The organism is Streptomyces sp. QH1-20, from assembly GCF_041283565.1.
GTDB lineage: Bacteria > Actinomycetota > Actinomycetes > Streptomycetales > Streptomycetaceae > Streptomyces > Streptomyces syringius.
Genome location: NZ_CP166299.1, coordinates 7386643 through 7402678, shown reverse-complemented (window position 1 = coordinate 7402678; position 16036 = coordinate 7386643). Strand labels below are relative to the sequence as shown.

Below are 16036 nucleotides of genomic sequence, written 5' to 3'. Positions count from 1 at the left end.
ACGTCCGGTATCTCCCCGTCGGCGGTGTCCGGTGGCGGGTGCCGGGTGAGCCGGGCCTCGCGGACCCGTCGGCGCGGCCCGCGGCGGGGGTGGCCGGGCGGCCGGACGGCCACCGGCCCGGCGGGCCCGTTCAGGACCACTTCCGGGCGCCGGGGCGGCCCCGGCGCTCCTCGGTGCGGATCCGGCGCTCCTCGGCGGCCTTCTTCACGCCTTCGGCGCGGCGCTCGGCGTAGCCGTTGGGTTCCACGACGTGGAAGCACTGGCCGCAGACATAGCCCCCTTCGGGGCCTTCGATCACCGGGTTCAGGCAGTCTTTGCACAGCATCGCGGCAGCATTCGTCTGGGGGATGTCGGTGCCGTCCATTATTTCCCGGCCGCGCCGCAGTTGTTGCACGACCAGCCGCCGTCGGACCCCTGGATCACGGGCGCGCCACAGTGTGTACAGTTCACCGGTTTCCCCTCCCCCGCCGGCCATCATGGCACCCGAGGGGGCCCGCCGGAAGCGTGACCGGCGCAGCCGTTCGGTGTGATGTGGTCCTCGCGCCCCGGTGGGCGCCCGTACGCCCGTGGTCGGCGCCTTCCCGTTCGCTGTGCTTCCGTCACCCCCTGTCCCCGACTCGCCCAAGTCGCCCAGAGATGCCCCAATAAATCATATAGGCGTGCAGCTCACTGTCGGCGAACCGGGAGTCGGGGCGATGGGGACATACGGAGGCAGGACCGCTGTGGCGGCGCTCGGGATCGTGCTCGCCGTGGTGCCGGGGTGCGCGCCGGGCGGGGACGCCGACGGCCACAGGGCACGGGGGGCGGGAGCCACTCAGGCGGCGCGGGGCCAGCGCGGATTCACCCTGCTGGCCTCGGGGGACGTGCTGCCGCACGATTCGATCATCCGGCAGTCGAAGCGGGACGGGGACCGGTCGGGCACGGAGTACGACTTCCGTCCGATGTTCGCCGGGGTGAAGGACATCGTCTCCGGCGCCGACCTGGCGATCTGTCATATGGAGACGGTCTACGGGAAGCGGTCGGGTCCGTTCAGCGGCTGGCCGGCGTTCGTCTCGCCGCCGCAGGTCGCGCGGGCGCTGAAGGAGACGGGCTACGACTCCTGCTCGACGGCCTCCAATCACACCCTGGACGCCGGGACCGCGGGCGTGCGCCGGACGCTGGACGCGATGGACGCGGCGGGGCTGCGACACACCGGTTCCGCGCGGTCGGCGGCGGAGCGGGACCGGGTGAATCTGCTGCGGGCGGGGCCGGCGAAGGTGGCCCACCTGTCCTACACCTACGGCACGAACGACATACCCGTGCCCGAGGGCAGCCCCTGGGCGGTCAATCTCATCGACGAGGACCGTATCGTCGCGGACGCCCGGGCCGCCCGGAAGGCCGGGGCCGACGTCGTCGCGGTCTCCCTGCACTGGGGCACGGAGTGGCAGCGGGACCCGGACGAGCAGCAACTGACCCTGGCGAAGGGGCTCACCGCCGCCAGGAGCGGCGGGCGCCCGGACATCGACGTCCTCCTCGGCACGCACAACCACGTGCCGCAGGCCTACGAGAAGGTGGGCGGCACCTGGGTGGTCTACGGGATGGGCGACCAGCTCGCGGGCGAGATGTTCAATCCGCGGGGCGTCCCCGACGGGCGGGGCAACCAGAGCTCCCTCGCGCGCTTCACGTTCGCGCCGCCCGCGCGGGCGGGCGGGCGCTGGACGGTGACGAAGGCGGAATTCCTGCCCCAGCTCACCGACCAGGGCCCGCCGTTCCGGGTGGTCGCCCTGGGCAAGGCGGTGCGGGAGCGGCCGGGCCGCGCGGACCTCGCCGCCGCCCGGGAGCAGATCCGCGAGGCGGTGCTGTCCCGGGGCGCGGCGAAGGACGGCCTGGTCATGGGCGACTGACGTCAGCCCATGGCGGCCCGGGTCGCGGGGGTGTCGTCGAGGATGCTGCGGTTGACGCTCCTGCACAGGGGGACGGAGCCGACGGCGCCGACGTACTTCGCCGCGACCCAGGTGGGCCGGGCCCGCAGGAGGTACCAGTACTCGTTGCCGCCGATGTTCTGCGCGCGGACCTTGCAGCGCAGCCCGATCGGGGCACGGTGCCTCAGCGGGCGGCCCGTCACCTTGGAGTCGGTGCTCGGGTACGCGCGCTCGTTGACGCCCGAGGCGGCCGTGACCGTGCCGCTCGGCGCCACCGGCACCGGCGCCGACTGGGCCGGTGCGACGGCCAGCAGCGGGGTGGCGAGCGCGGCGGCCGCGATCACGCCGCGGATCGCGAGTGTCCTGGACATGGGAACTCCCTGCAGTGCGAAGTGGATAACGCAATGCCCAGTTTCCGCACCGCATGTCCTGATAAACCGGGAAAGAGGTTTCCGGCCCTTCCGGGTGATCAGCCGATCGGGTGGCCTCACTTCTTGGCGCGGCTCGGCTGGACCCGCTTCGGCTCGCCCTTCATCTTCGGGTGCTCCGGCGGGTAGGGCAGATCGCCCAGACCGTGCTCGCGCTCGTCGCGGTCGGCCAGTTCGAGCGCGGCCTCCAGACCGTAGGCGTGCTCGTCCATGTCGGCGTGCACGTCGCCGGCCTCGGCGAACCGGGCGGGCATGGTGGCCAGGTCGAAGTCCTCGGGCACGGCGCTGGGGACCTCCTCCCAGCGCAGCGGGGCGGAGACGGGGGCGTGCGGACGCGGCCGTACGGAGTAGGCGCTGGCGATGGTGCGGTCGCGGGCGGTCTGGTTGTAGTCCACGAAGATCTTGGCGCCCCGCTCCTCCTTCCACCAGGCGGTGGTGATCCGCTCCGGCGCCCGCCGCTCCAGCTCCCGGGCGACGGCGATGGCCGCGCGCCGCACCTGGACGAACGTCCACGACGGCGCGATGGGGACGAAGACGTGCAGGCCCCGGCCGCCGGAGGTCTTGGGCCAGCCGACCAGGCCCAGTCCGTCGAGGACGTCGCGCAGTTCGAGCGCGGCCCGGACCGCGTCGGCGTAGTCCGTACCGGGCTGGGGGTCGAGGTCGATGCGCAGCTCGTCGGGGTGCTCGGTGTCGGCGCGCCGCACCGGCCAGGGGTGGAAGGTGAGACAGCCGAGGTTGGCCGCCCACAGGACGGCCGCGGTCTCGGTGGGGCAGATCTCGTCGGCGTAGCGGCCGCTGGGGAAAGAGATACGGCCGGTCGGGATCCACTCGGGAAGGTTCTTGGGGGCCCGCTTCTGGAAGAACGACTCCCCCTCGACGCCGTCGGGGTACCGCTCCAGCGTCGTGGGCCGGTCCCTGAGGGTGCGCAGGATGCCGTCGCCGACGCTCAGGTAGTACCGGGCGAGGTCGGCCTTGGTGAACCCCCGCTGGGGAAAGTAGACCTTCTCCGGGTGGGACACCCGCACCGTCCGCTCGCCGACGGTGAGCTCCAGCGAATCTGCCATACCGTCACGCTAGGCCGCACGGGCGGGCGGCGCCCGTCGGCGGGCGCGAGGACCGTCCCGCCCGCACAATCAAGATCATGGACCTTCCGGTGATGCCTCCGGTGCGGCCGATGCTGGCGAAGTCCGCGGCGGCCATCCCGCCGGGCATGAGTTACGAGGCCAAGTGGGACGGCTTCCGTGCCATCGTCTTCCGTGACGGCGAGGAGATCGAGCTCGGCAGCCGCTCGGGCAAGCCGCTGACCCGCTACTTCCCCGAGCTCGTGCGCGGGCTGCGCGAACAGCTGCCGCCGCGCTGCGTCCTGGACGGCGAGATCGTCATCGTCCGGGGCGGACGGCTGGAGTTCGACGCCCTGTTGGAGCGCATCCATCCGGCCGATTCCCGGGTGCGCCATCTGGCGGAGACCACCCCCGCGAGCCTGGTGGCGTTCGATCTGCTGGCCCTCGGCGACGCGTCCTTGCTGGAGACGGAGCAGCGCGCCCGCCGGGCCGCGCTGGAGGACGCGCTGCGCGACGCGGCCGACCCGGTGTTCGTCGCGCCCGTCACCGAGGACATCGCCGTGGCCCGGGCGTGGTTCGAGCGGTTCGAGGGCGCGGGCCTGGACGGGGTCGTCGCCAAGCCGCCCGGGCTCCCCTACCGGCAGGGCGAGCGGGTCATGGTCAAGGTGAAGCACGAGCGCACCGCCGACTGCGTGGTCGCGGGGCTGCGGCTGCACAAGAGCGGGCCGGTCGTCGGTTCGCTGCTCCTCGGCCTGCACGACGACGCGGGCCGGCTGCAGCACGTCGGGGTCTGCGCGTCCTTCCCCATGCGCCGCCGTCAGGAGTTGATGGGCGAGCTGGAGCCGCTGCGGATGCCCTCCGTCGAGGGCCACCCCTGGGAGCAGTGGGCCAGCGAGGAGGCACAGGCCGCCGACCGGTTGCCCGGCGGCCCGAGCCGGTGGACGGGCAAGAAGGACCTGTCGTGGATCCCGCTGCGCCCGGAGCGGGTGTGCGAGGTCGCCTACGACCACATGCAGGGCGACCGCTTCCGCCACACCGCCCAGTTCCGCCGCTGGCGCCCCGACCGGGAGCCGGTGGAATGCACGTACGCGCAGTTGGAGGAGCCGGTCCACTACGACCTCGCGGAGGTGCTCGGCGGCTAGCGGACGGGCATCGAGCCGCCGACCGGAGCAGGGGGCTGCCCGTTCGGCGCAGTTCCGCGCGACCTGACGGTCCGACACATGTAAGCGTGGAGGGACGGACGAGGACCATGTGAAGAGCGGAAGGGTGGGGTTCATGCCCAGGGCACGTACAGCCCGCTTCATCACCGGAGCCCGGCGCGGCGCCGTCCTGTTCGCCTGCGCGTGCGGCGTGTGCCTGCCGTCCTGTGACGGCCGGGCGGTCGCGGCGAGCGCCACGGACGGCCCCGACTCCCCGTTCTGGGTGGAGCCCACGGGCCGGGCGGCACGGCAGGTGCGGGTGTGGCAGGAACGCGGCCGGGAACAGGACGCGGCGGCACTGCGGCGCATCGCCGACCAGCCGACGGCCGTGTGGATGCCCGGTGACGGCCGCGATCCGAAGGAGCAGGTGGAAGAGGTCACCCGGCAGGCCGAACGAGCGGACCGGGTCCCCTTGCTGGTGGCCTACAACATCCCGCACCGTGACTGCGGCCAGTACTCCTCCGGCGGCGCGAAGGACGCCACCCAGTACCGGGCCTGGCTGGACAGCGCCGCCGCGGGCATCGCCGAGCGCCGGGCGTGGGTGGTGCTGGAGCCGGACGCCATCGCCCAGTGGGCGTCGGGCTGTGTGGCCCCGGACGTGGCCAAGGAACGGCTCGGGCTGCTGGGGGAGGCCGTCCGGAAGTTCAAGGCCAACCCCCGTACGTCGGTGTACCTCGATGCCGGCAACTCCGGCTGGATCTCCGATCAGCGGCTGCTGGCGGGTGCGCTGGAGAGGGCGGGGGTGTCGCAGGCGGACGGGTTCGCGCTCAACGTCTCCAACTTCCACACCACCCCGGTGACCCGCGCGTACGGTGACAAGCTCTCGGACCTGCTGGGCGGGGCGCACTACATCATCGACACCAGCCGCAACGGCAATGGTCCGCTGCCCCCGGAGCAGGACAAGGCCACCGGCGGCAACGGCAACGAGTCGTGGTGCAATCCCCCGGGCCGGGCCCTGGGCGCCGCGCCCACGACGGACACCGGCGCGGAGCGTGTCGACGCCTTCGTCTGGGTCAAGCGGCCCGGTGAGTCGGACGGCACCTGCCGGGGCGCCCCGCCGGCCGGTCACTGGTGGGCCGACTACGCGCTGAAGCTGGCGCGCGCCAAGCCCACCGCCCCCGCGAAGCCTGCCGCGCCGCAGCCCGTGGAGGTGACGAAGCCGGTGCAGGTGATGAAGCCGGTGGTGCAACCGGTGGTGCCGCCCGCGGTGGCACCCCCCGCCGCCCCGGCCGTCGCCCCGCCTGCCCCGCCGGTCCCGCGCCCGACGCCGCAGGCACCGCCGGCCCCCGTCACTCCGGCGAAGTAGCCGACGGGCGGCGCGACGGGTGAGGGGACGCTTCCCACCGGAAGCGTCCCCTCACCCGTCGCGCCGCCCCCCGGCACCGGGCCGGGGGTACAGCTCAGCGGACGTGCACCCAGGCCGCCTCGGACGGGGTGCCGTCCCGGTCGGTCAGGAACACCATGTACCAGCCGGCCGGCACCAGGGACGGGTCCTTCGGGATGGTCACGGACAGCCCGTCGGCCCGGGCCGTCGCCTGGAGTGCGATGGAGCGCTGCTCGACGTCCGTGGCGTGGGTGACCGCGCTCGGACGCATCAGCCGGACCGCCGCCACCTTGCCGGGGGCAGGCGTGGGGAGGGTGATGGCATCGCCGCGCTCGGCCTTGAGCGGTCCGGTGCGCAGGGCCGGGCGCTTGTCGCGGTAGAGGTACGGCGGGGTGTAGACCTCGATGCGCTGCTCGAACGCGCCGGGCCTGGTGTCGTCCTCGTCGGCGAAGAGCGGATTGGAGCCGAACACCGCGATCCGCCCGTCGGGCAGCAGCAGGGCCTCGGAATGGTAGTTGCGGCCCACGGTGGGGGCGGCCATGGTGTCGAACGCCTTCGCCCGGGGGTCGTAGAACTGGGCGCCCAGGATGTCCGACCCCCGCTTGCCCCGGTAGTCGCGTGAACCGCCGGTGGTGAAGACCTTGTCGTCGGGGGTGAGGACGGCGTTGAGGTAGCGGGTGCCCACCGGCAGGTCCGGGCCGGAGGCGAAGACGGGGTTGTCGGCCTTCAGGTCCGCCACCGCGGTCCGCTTGGTGGCCTCGTGGGACTCCCCCACCCCGCCGCCGCCCAGGATCATCACCTTCTGGTCCTGGGCCGGGGGCAGCAGCACCGACGCGGAGGTCTCCGTGAGCTGCGGGTCCCGCAGGCCGGGGACGGGGGTGAAGGTGTTCTCCTCCACGTCCCACACCCCCGGCTTGCGGCCCTTGTCGGCCGGGCCGTAGCCGGCGTTGGAGCCGGAGTAGAAGAGCTTCCCGCCGGCGGTGAGGAACAGCGCGGGGTAGGTGGGGAAGTACTGCTGCGGCGCCGGTCCCCAGGTGCGGGTCTTCGGGTCGTAGATCTCGTTCTTGCCCGGGATGATCTCGCCCATGTCGTCCAGGCCCGAGACGGACAGCACCCGGCCGTCCTTCAAGCTCACCAGGGTCGGGTACCAGCGGGCCTCTTCCATCGGGTCGACCGCCACGTACCGCTCGGTGACGGGATCGAACTCATAGGTTTCCTTCAGGCCCTGGAAGTCCTTCTTGTCCAGCCCCAGCTTCGTCGCCAGCCCGTAGACCATCTGGGCGTCCTTGCCCCGCAGCCCCTTGACCTTGTACTGGTCGGCGGTGTTGGCGATGCCCTCCTCGCCCTCGACGTCCGACTCCACGTACACCCGCGCCTGCGACGCGCTGACGACGACCTTCTTGGGGTTCTCGTCGGTCTCCTCGGTCACCGTCTTCTTCGCCCGCGGCACCAGGACCGGCAGCTGCGAGCGGTACCGCTTGCCGGTCGAGCCCTCGAAGACGGTCCCCGCGGGCAGGGTCCGGGGTCTGTCGGGGTCCTCGTTCTTCACCATCATCCCGCCGCCCGCGCGCGTCACATCGCCGGTCAGCTTCTCGTAGCGCGCGGTGCCGCCCGCCACCAGCAGCTTTCCGTCGGGCAGCTGCGCGTGCCCCGCGCAGAACATGTCCTTGGGGGTGGCGATCTCCTTGAAGGTGTCGTTCCGCGGGTCCCACAGCACGCTCTGGAAGGTCCCCGCCTTGAAGTTCTTCTCGTCGTTGCCCGAGCCCGCGATCAGCAGCACCTTGCCCGTGTGCAGCAGGGCCGCGTGGATCGCGTTGATCCTGAACTTCTCGGGGACGTCCACCAGATCCCAGTGCCCGTAACGGGCCTTGTAGGACTCCTGGTTGATGGTGTATTCGTGCCAGGCCCGCTCCGCGAACCCGGCGGCGGCCGGGGCGTTCGCCGCGACGAGCGCCGCGACCGCCACCGTGCCCAGCGCCGCCTTGCGTGCCTTCGTCTTCGGGTAGATCTTCACCACACCACCCACATCCCATCCGTCGCATCAGCACTCTCGGCGCCGCCGCCCTCTCGGCTGTGCCGCGCCGTACGTCCGTACCGAGGACCGCCGCCCGTGTCGGGGCGGCCTCCGTTCACACCGGGCTGCGCTGCTCCACCGGGCGGGAGGCCCCGGCCTCCGCCTCCCCGGCCACCGCCGGATCCCCCACCGCCGGCACCGGCTCCGCCCCGCGGCGGAGCCGCCAGCGGTCCCGCCACAGCCCCGCCTGCCACACCCCGAGCGGCCCGAGCGCGGTCAGCATGGCTAGCCCCGCCCAGATGCGCATCGCCGTGTGGGCATGGCTCAGCACCATCGACGCGGCCAGCGACAGCCCGAAGACCCCGACCCACACCAGGTGGGTGCGGAAGGTCGCCAGGCAGTCGGGGCTGGCCGAGTCGCCCTTGGGGGTCACGACGAACCGCGAGCGCCGCCGCAGCAGCGCCTCCCCCAGCGCCCGCGCGTACAGCGGGGCGGAGAGGGCGGACATCACCATCCCGGCCGCGCCGGAGGACCCGGCCGGCTCGTGCGGGCTCACGTTGTGACGCCGGTTCCACATGTACAGCCCGACCTGGAGCGCCGCCGCGTCGCTGTAGAGCATCAGCCACACCTGGGACTCCACGTTGATGCCCGCCGCGCCCAGCCCGAGGAAGAGCACGCACGACACCGCGCCGAGGAACCAGTTGAGCGCCGCCATCGGGTAATACGTCACCATCAGCGTGTAGTTGAGCGCCCGGCCGGGTGACAGGCGCCAGACCGCCCGGCCGTACTGCTTCAGCAGCGTCTCGAACGTCCCGCGCGACCAGCGCAGTTGCTGGGAAAAGAAGTCCGTCCACGAGGACGGGCCCTCGCCCACGGCCAGCACGTCCGGGGTGTACACCGACCGCCAGCGGCGGCCCGTGGCGGGGTTGCGGCGGCGGTGGATCTCCAGACCCGTCGCCATGTCCTCGGTGATCGAGTCGTAGAGCCCGCCGATCTGGCGCAGCACGCTGATGCGCACACAGTTGCTCGTCCCCACGAACATCGGCGCGCCGTAGGCGTTGCCCGCCCGCTGGATCAGCGCGTGGAAGAGGAACTGCTGGCTCTCGGCGGCCTTGGTCACGGCCGCCGTGTAGTTGCCGTAGACCTGCGGACCGACCACGAACGCCACGTCCGGGTCGCGGAAGTAGCCCATCATGCGCTGGAGGAAGTTCGGCAACGGCACGTGGTCGGTGTCCACGCAGGCCATGAACTCGTAGTCGTGGCCGTGCGCGTCGAGCCAGGCGTTGTAGTTCCCGTGCTTGGTGCGGGCCCGGAAGCAGCCCGACGGCTGGTTCCAGCGGACGGTCCCCTTGCGGGAGAAGTGCCGTACGCCGAGCTGCCGGCACAGCTCCTTGACCTCGCGGTCGTCGCCCTCGTCCAGCAGCCAGACATCGAGCACCCCGTCGTGCTCGATGCGCACCGCCCCCTCCAGCGTGGCCTTCACCATCTCCAGGGGTTCCTTGCCGGGGACGAAGCTCGTCAGGAACGCCACCCGGGTGCCCGGCTGTGCCCGCACCGGCACCGGATCGCGGGCGACCCAGGTCGCGTGGGCGTTGGAGAGGACATTGACCACGCGGAAGACCTCGATCAGTCCGATCGAGATCAGCATCACCGTGTCCGCGGCGCGCCCGATGGGCCCGACGTACTCCCGGTGCGCCCAGTGCCCCGGCCACAACAGCCATACCAGCAAGCCCATAGACACCAGCGGGGCCGCTCCCACGAGCAGCCCGATCCCCCATCCACTGCCGGATTCCCGGTCCAGCAGCCGCTGGTACCGCACCCGGTACACGCCCTTGGGCGGCTCCGTCAGCTCCCCCGCCAGCCGGCTGAACCCCTCGTAGTCATAGCCCGCCGGTCCGTTCGCCCCGTCCGGCTCCGCCACCTCGGGTCCGCCCGGGCCGCCCGGCCCCGCTCCCCCGGAGCCCGGACCGCCGGAGCCGGAGCCGGGGGCACCGGGACTCCCCGGGCCCGCCGGACCCGAGCCGCCGGCGGCTCCGCCCGGCCCGGGCACGCCGCCGGGCGGCCCGCCGGACGCGACGGCGCCGCCGGATCCAACCCCGGCCGCCTTCCCGTCGACGGGCCGGCCGCCGGAAGCCTTGTCACTGGACACACTCGCCACCGCGCACCCAACGGTGGCCGCCAACCGGGCTCCACTCGCCGAAACCGTCACCACACACCCCCAGTCGCACAAGGACACGGGAACTTTGCATGACTCGAATAAATCGCATAAATCGCTGCATCAGCCCTGAAAACCTAACAAGCTGACTCTCTGATCATCTGACAATCTGCATGCAACACACCGTCAGGCCACCCACACAGACCACACACGGGGCCGCACCGGGCCGAGGTCGCCCCCTGGTGAGGTAGGCCGCAGGTAGTACGGCGGTCGGCCCAGACGGCGTACGGCTTATGGCCGAGGCGCCCTGGCGCATCCCGTCGATAGCGTCCAGGGCATGACGAACATGCCACCGGCGCGCAGTGCCGAACAGCGGAAGTCCGACGTGCTGGAACGGCTGGAGAAGGACCAGGACGCGTGGGTGTCCACGGCGGACCGCGACGGCGGGCCCCTGCTGGCCCCGCTGTCCTTCGTCTGGCACGACGGCACGCTGCTGATGTGCACCCGCACCACCAACCGCACCGCCCGTAATCTCGCGGCGAACGGCGAGGCCCGCATCGCCCTCGGGCACACCCGGGACGTGATCCTCATCGATGCCGAGGCCGAGACCGTCGCCGGGACGGACCTCCCGGCCGCGGCGGCCGACGCCTTCGCGGCGAAGCTGGCATGGGACCCCCGGGAGCGCGCCGCCTGGGTGTACCTCCGCTTCCGGCCCCGCCGGCTCCTGGCCTGGCGGGAGGAGAACGAGCTGGAGGGGCGGGAACTGATGAGGAATGGGGCATGGCGCGTATGACCGGGCGTCCGGCGGGTCGGACCTGGCGGGGTGTGCCCTAGAATTGAAGAATTCTTCAATTCACCAGGTGCCTGGGTGGTCAGGCGTGCCGCATGGGGGGCTGTGGTGAGTGCGTTCGCCGAAGCGATGCGGGAGCGGGTGCGCGACGCCCGCGCGGCCCTGGAGGCGGCACAGGCCGACGGTGACGCCTACGCGACGGCCGTGGCCGCCGACGAGCTGGACGACGCGCTGCGGCTGGCCCGGGCGCACGGCGTCGACACCGACGCCGCGGCGGACCCGGGCGAGGGGCGGGACGAGCGTTGATCGGGGTGCGGGTTCCTCTCTATCAGGCGAAGGCGGAGTTCTTCCGGATGCTCGGACACCCCGTGCGCATCCGGGTGCTGGAGCTCCTCCAGGACGGGCCGATGCCGGTGCGGGACCTCCTCGCCGCCATCGGGATCGAGCCGTCCAGCCTTTCGCAGCAGTTGGCCGTGCTGCGCCGCTCCGGCATCGTCACCGCCACCCGCGAGGGCCCCACCGTCGTCTACGCGCTGGCGGGCGGGGACGTCGCGGAGCTGCTGGCGGCCGCCCGACGGCTGCTCACCCAGGTCCTGACCGGCCAGGAGGAGCTCCTGACGGAACTGCGCGAGGCCGAGCGGCCGGGCACCCTTTGATGCCACCCGCGCCGGCTGCCGCCATCCGGCCGTCGCCGTGGGAGCAGCGCCGTCACCTTCCTCGACGGCGGTGAGCGCGTCGCACTGATGCGCCACTTCGAGGGGAAATCGCCGCCCCCGTGACACCCGGGGGTCCCGCCCAAGAGGTGCGGTGTCGGCGGCGGCACCGCGCCCCGCGTACGCGTGCGTGGTGCACGCGGCATATTCCGCCCACGTTCTTGTCAACTTGGCAGGTCAGAACATTTCTCCGACCTTCGGAGGCAGGGTCCGCCGCCCCCTCGCGCTGCTACTGTCGCGCGTCATGGAGCAGCTCTTCACCCCTGATGAACGTGCCCGTATCGAGGCCGCTGCGCGAGAAACCGGCCACTCCCCGCGCGACTGGGTGCGCGCGGTCGTCCTGCACCACCTCGACAGCGGGGACTTCGAGGAGACCGACACCGCGCACGGCGCCCTCGCCACCCGCGCGGAGCACCCCGGGCCGTACCGGCCGGGGCTCGAGGACGCCCTCTGGCTCGTCACCACGCACCGCCGGTCCGGCAGGCTCCTGATGGAGCTGCATCACGCGGGCTGCTGGGTGCCCAAGGGCGGCGAGGACGCCATGACCACCGCGGAGGCCCGCGACCAGCTCGCCTCGGACGGCGCCCGGCCCTGCGACGCCTGCCAGCCGCAGAGGTTCCTCACCCGCTATTGACGGCCCGCCCCGCACCGGTACCGACTCCTCCGCTTCTCCTGCGGCGTTGTGGCGCGAATGCACCAATTACGCTGTCCACGTCAAGATCATCAAGTGGCGTGGCCGGGGGATGTGGAACATGAACATAGGGACGCGGCTCACCGGGTGGGCGACGCTGCTCGCCGCCTACGCGGCCGTGGTCGTCGGTGTGATCCCGTTCCGGGAGCTGCCGCCCAAGCGGCAGCAGCTGTGGCTGCTCGCCGTGGCCGCCGGGTGCGCCCTGTGCTGGATATGCGTCTCCTGGCTGGTCATGGCCAGAAGGCGGGCGGTGTCACGGAAACGGGTCACGCGCAAGAAGTACGAGCCCCGGTCCTCGCGCCTGGTCTGCTGGGTACTGGGCTTCGGCATCGCGCTCGCCAGCGGAGCCGCGCTCTGTCAGGGGGTGGGGCCGGACGGCCCGTACGGCGAGTGGCTCGCGAAGGTCGGGCGGGCCGGCGGCGGCACCCGCGACGTCCGCATCGAACGGATCGTCGGCGAGCCGCGCTCCACGGACGTGGAGATCAACGACGTCGACGAGTACGCGTCGACCATCGAGGTCGTCCTCCCCTTCGACTCGGGGACCCGGCGGGTCACCGTCGAGAACGTGCACACCCCGGGCATGCCGGAGGTGGGGCGCACCGTGCGGTTGCTGTACGCGCCGAGCCGGCCCGACCTCGGGGTGCGTGAGACGCCGGACAACGACATCGGCACCTTCGTGGGCCGGCTGATCGCCCTGCCCGCCATCTGGGTTCTGACCTTCGCGGCCGGGGTCGTCACGAGCATGGTGCTGCACCGCAACGAGTTCGGCGTCCGCTCCGCCCGCCGGTTCGCACCCCGCGTCCATCTGCCGGCGGCGGCCCTGCTGGCCTGCGGCGCCGGGCTCGTCCTGCCTCTGCTCACCGGCTTCCCGGCGACGGGCACGGGCTGGGCCCTGGCGGCGGGCGCGGCCACCACGCCGTGGCTCGCCCTGGTGTGGCTGTTCAGAACGGCCGGACGGGCCGGAACGCGCTGAGGCGGGCAGGGCCCGGCGCGCGCAAAGGCCGGTGCCGCACCGTGAGTTGTCGGTGCGGCACCGGCCCGGGCGACCGGCCGCCAGGAGTCGGGGCGGCGGCGCGAGGTCAGCCGCTCTTGCGGCGGAAGTTGCGCTGGCCGCCCGCCTTGCCGTGGGTGCCGTGGATCTTCGAGCCGTCGCGGTTCTGGCCGTTGGCACCGCCCACGGCCTTGCCCTGCTTGCGCTCCAGGGCCTCCCGGAACTTGCGCTTGACCGCGTCCTCGGTGCCCTCGGCACCCCCGGCGGTCGCGTCCTGCGGCACGTTGTTCTCTGTCATGAAAACCTCCTGGTCAGTCATACCGGCGTCAGCCACAGCTTGGCACACCGGCGCCACCACAATTCCCACGTCAGGCGCCCGGAGCCCGCGGGCCCCGACGCCGGTACCGGTGGATTCCGCACCGCCGGTCCGTCAGCGCACGATCAGATCGCCGTCGGGCAGGTCCTCCACCGTCACCACGCTCCTCGGCGTACCGAGGCCCTCGGCCACGGCCACCGCCAGTCCCTCGGGATCGGGCCGCGTCGGGTACGGAACGGCCTCGCCGTCGCCGTAACTCTCCACGGCCTTGGTGAAGTAGCCGGGGTGCCAGGCCCCGACCGCGCCCTTGATCTCGACGGCGCGGACGGCCCGTCCCCCCACCTGACGGCGCAGTGCCGCGAGGATCTCATCCGACCGGTATTCACCCGGCACCTGGAACAGACTGGCGTGGGCACCCGCCTTGCCGCCGTCGCGCAGGCGGACCGTCACCGTCAGACAGCTGGTCACGCTGGGGTAGACGATCGTGCCACCGCGGCCGATCTCCTTGACCTGCCCCTCGGTGATACGGACCGTCGCCGTCCGGCCGTCCGATACGGCCGTCCCGCCACCGGGGCCGGTCGCCGCGCCGGCCGGGAGCACGCCGGCGCCGAGCTGGAGGGCCAGCACCGCGGACCCGACGAGCAGCGCCCGGCCGCCGGACGCCAGGAGCGGGGCGGCACGGCGGCCGGATATGCCGGCAGTCGACCGGGGCGGGGACGGGAAGGGTCGCGGTGCGCGCTGTTCGGGCACGTCGCTCCTTGGGACGAGGAGATGACCGACGCCTCGCTCGGCCCGCGAAAGGGCCGCGCCCGGGCGCCGGGCCGCGGACGGCGGCCCCGGACATCCTAGGAGCACCGGGCGCCCTCAAGATCATCAGGTGGGCGCCGGCCGCCCCGACGGGCCGCCGGCGCTGTCACCCCGGCGCCGTCACACCGCCGGGGCGTCCGGGCCGAAGCGGCTGCGGACCGCGGTCTGCACCTCGGCCTCCTCCGCCGGATCGGCGGCGAGCCTGCGGAGCTGCTCGACGACCCGGGCATCGGCCGTGGTCGCGTGGTGCGCGGCGAGCTCGCGGGTGGTCTCCTCGCAGTCCCACAGGCACTCGACGGCGAACCCGGTGGCGAAGGAGGGGTCCGTCGCGGCGAGCGCCCGGGCCGCCCGGCCCCGCAGATGGGAGGAGGAGGTCTCGCGGTAGACGTGCCGCAGGACCGGTGCGGCGCAGGTGATCGCCAGCCGCCCGGCACCGTCGACGAGATCCCACAGCACCGGGGCGTCGGGGCCCTGTGCCCGCACGGTCCGGCGCAGGGCGCCGAGGACGAGAGCGGCGTCGTACTGGGCGCCCCGGCAGGCCAGCATCCCCGCCGCGGCGGCGCCCAGGGCGTCGGTGCGGTGGATCCAGGCGCGGGCCCGCTCCAGGGCCGCGGTGCTGCGCATGCGCCCGAAGGCGCTGACGGCGGCCTCCGCGACGAGCTCGCGGGGGTCGTCGGCGGCGGTCTCGATGAGGTCGAGGGCCTGGGGATCGTGGTGCTCGGCGAGATAGCGCAGCGCGGTGGCGCGGGCGGCGTCGGGGGCGTCGGCCGCGGCCTCGATGATCTCGACCCGGTCCTCGGGCCCGGCGACCGCGGTCAGGCAGCGGGTGGCGGGCACGTGGCGGTGCTGGGTGGGATGGAGGGCCAGGCCTTGCTGCGCCCAGTCGAGGACCTCGCGGACGCTCCAGCCCGGCCGTGGCCCGGTCGGGCGCAGCTGGCGCTGCCAGCGGTCGAAGGAGCCCTGTTCCCGCGCGGCGCGCACCCGGGCGGCGGTCGCGGGGGCGTGCGGGTCCTCGGCCCACAGCCGCCACGGGCGGGGCTCGAAGGCGTCCCGCACGGCGGCGGCGAGCGCGGACTCGCCCTCGGGCGTGCGGGGGAACCGGGCGACGATGATCTCCCCCAGGGCGGCCAGACCGGCGTCGTCGTCGCGCAGGGCGAGCTCGTCGAGGGCCCAGGACCAGTTGCCGCCGGTGGTGGCGTAGCGGCGCAGCAGCAGCAGGGCGTCGTCGCGGCCGTAGGAGGCGAGGTGGCCGAGGACGGCGAGGGCGAGGCCGGTGCGCTCCTCGGCGGTGTCGAGCAGGTCGTCCGGGGCGAAGAGGTGCTGCTCGATCTCCTCGAGACCGCCGTCGAGGTCCAGGTAGAGCCGCGCGTAGTAGAGGGAGCGGTTCTCCACCTGCCAGTCACACCGCGGATCGCGGAGCACGCAATGGTGCAGTGCCGCGAGCGCCTCGGCCCGCGGCGCCGCGAGGGCATGCAGGGTCCCGTCGCCGCGGCCTCGCTGAAGGAGGCCGAGCAGGGTGCCGCTGGGCGCTATGTCTGGATCGAACATGGGGTCAGCATCCGGTGCGGGGAGTCGGCTGGCAACGGGATTTCCGTCGTCCGGCATTCTTGCCGGTGTCCACCTGTGCTATGCCTGGTGAACTGGAG

The 16036-nt window shown here is 72.9% G+C and carries 15 protein-coding genes and 1 pseudogene; 8 read left to right on the top strand and 8 right to left on the bottom strand.

The window, feature by feature from the left end; translation table 11 throughout:
* Nucleotides 1–130: 130 nt before the first annotated feature.
* The gene (locus AB8O64_RS33080; RefSeq protein WP_356455637.1) at nt 131–364 is read right to left on the bottom strand and encodes a hypothetical protein; all 234 of its coding nucleotides are present in this window, start codon (nt 362–364) and stop codon (nt 131–133) included.
* A gap of 331 nt (nt 365–695) precedes the next feature.
* On the opposite strand from AB8O64_RS33080, the gene AB8O64_RS33075 reads away from it, so the two are divergent.
* Entirely contained in the window at nt 696–1883 is a 1188-nt protein-coding gene (locus tag AB8O64_RS33075) for a CapA family protein (RefSeq protein WP_370423356.1), read from the top strand.
* A 2-nt stretch (nt 1884–1885) separates the two neighbouring features.
* Here AB8O64_RS33075 and AB8O64_RS33070 read toward each other — a convergent pair whose 3' ends face one another.
* On the bottom strand, nt 1886–2272 hold the full coding sequence (locus tag AB8O64_RS33070) for an SH3 domain-containing protein (RefSeq protein WP_370423355.1): 387 nt from the start codon (nt 2270–2272) through the stop codon (nt 1886–1888).
* A gap of 116 nt (nt 2273–2388) precedes the next feature.
* Nucleotides 2389–3393 (bottom strand): non-homologous end-joining DNA ligase, encoded by a 1005-nt coding sequence (gene ligD / locus AB8O64_RS33065; RefSeq protein WP_365216198.1) that lies wholly within the window; start codon nt 3391–3393, stop codon nt 2389–2391.
* 77 nt (nt 3394–3470) lie between these two features.
* Between ligD and AB8O64_RS33060 the strand changes: the two genes are divergently transcribed.
* Together AB8O64_RS33060 and AB8O64_RS33055 are read left to right on the top strand one after the other, a co-directional pair.
* Nucleotides 3471–4532, top strand: coding sequence for an ATP-dependent DNA ligase (locus tag AB8O64_RS33060; protein WP_370423354.1), 1062 nt, complete (start codon nt 3471–3473; stop codon nt 4530–4532).
* Between the two features lie 133 nt (nt 4533–4665).
* Nucleotides 4666–5691, top strand: a pseudogene (locus AB8O64_RS33055) (glycoside hydrolase family 6 protein); the annotation flags it as partial.
* 298 nt (nt 5692–5989) lie between these two features.
* Here the strand turns inward: AB8O64_RS33055 and AB8O64_RS33050 are convergent.
* Nucleotides 5990–7927, bottom strand: a complete 1938-nt coding sequence (locus AB8O64_RS33050) for a galactose oxidase-like domain-containing protein (protein ID WP_370423353.1) — start codon at nt 7925–7927, stop codon at nt 5990–5992.
* Nucleotides 7928–8042: 115 nt separating this feature from the next.
* On the bottom strand, nt 8043–9848 hold the full coding sequence (locus AB8O64_RS33045; protein ID WP_370424047.1) for a glycosyltransferase: 1806 nt from the start codon (nt 9846–9848) through the stop codon (nt 8043–8045).
* Nucleotides 9849–10419: 571 nt separating this feature from the next.
* Here AB8O64_RS33045 and AB8O64_RS33040 point away from each other — a divergent pair.
* From AB8O64_RS33040 to AB8O64_RS33020, 5 genes are all read left to right on the top strand, one after another.
* Complete coding sequence (locus AB8O64_RS33040) at nt 10420–10875, top strand: pyridoxamine 5'-phosphate oxidase family protein (protein WP_356455623.1); 456 nt, start codon at nt 10420–10422, stop codon at nt 10873–10875.
* A gap of 105 nt (nt 10876–10980) precedes the next feature.
* Nucleotides 10981–11178: a hypothetical protein gene (locus tag AB8O64_RS33035; protein ID WP_370423351.1), complete on the top strand. Its 198-nt coding sequence runs from the start codon at nt 10981–10983 to the stop codon at nt 11176–11178.
* Nucleotides 11179–11183: 5 nt separating this feature from the next.
* Nucleotides 11184–11528, top strand: a complete 345-nt coding sequence (locus AB8O64_RS33030; RefSeq protein WP_370423349.1) for an ArsR/SmtB family transcription factor — start codon at nt 11184–11186, stop codon at nt 11526–11528.
* A 301-nt stretch (nt 11529–11829) separates the two neighbouring features.
* A complete protein-coding gene (locus AB8O64_RS33025; protein ID WP_370423347.1) occupies nt 11830–12219 on the top strand; it encodes a DUF6233 domain-containing protein in 390 nt (129 codons plus the stop codon).
* Nucleotides 12220–12337: 118 nt separating this feature from the next.
* Nucleotides 12338–13249, top strand: coding sequence for a hypothetical protein (locus tag AB8O64_RS33020; RefSeq protein ID WP_370423345.1), 912 nt, complete (start codon nt 12338–12340; stop codon nt 13247–13249).
* A 106-nt stretch (nt 13250–13355) separates the two neighbouring features.
* On the opposite strand, the gene AB8O64_RS33015 is transcribed toward AB8O64_RS33020, so the two are convergent.
* The 3 genes from AB8O64_RS33015 to AB8O64_RS33005 all read right to left on the bottom strand — a co-directional run bounded on the left by AB8O64_RS33015 (nt 13356) and on the right by AB8O64_RS33005 (nt 15938).
* Nucleotides 13356–13565 (bottom strand): DUF5302 domain-containing protein, encoded by a 210-nt coding sequence (locus tag AB8O64_RS33015; protein WP_370423343.1) that lies wholly within the window; start codon nt 13563–13565, stop codon nt 13356–13358.
* Nucleotides 13566–13697: 132 nt separating this feature from the next.
* The gene (locus tag AB8O64_RS33010; protein ID WP_370423341.1) at nt 13698–14333 is read right to left on the bottom strand and encodes a hypothetical protein; all 636 of its coding nucleotides are present in this window, start codon (nt 14331–14333) and stop codon (nt 13698–13700) included.
* Between the two features lie 177 nt (nt 14334–14510).
* Nucleotides 14511–15938 (bottom strand): HEAT repeat domain-containing protein, encoded by a 1428-nt coding sequence (locus AB8O64_RS33005; protein WP_370423339.1) that lies wholly within the window; start codon nt 15936–15938, stop codon nt 14511–14513.
* Nucleotides 15939–16036 lie beyond the last annotated feature (98 nt).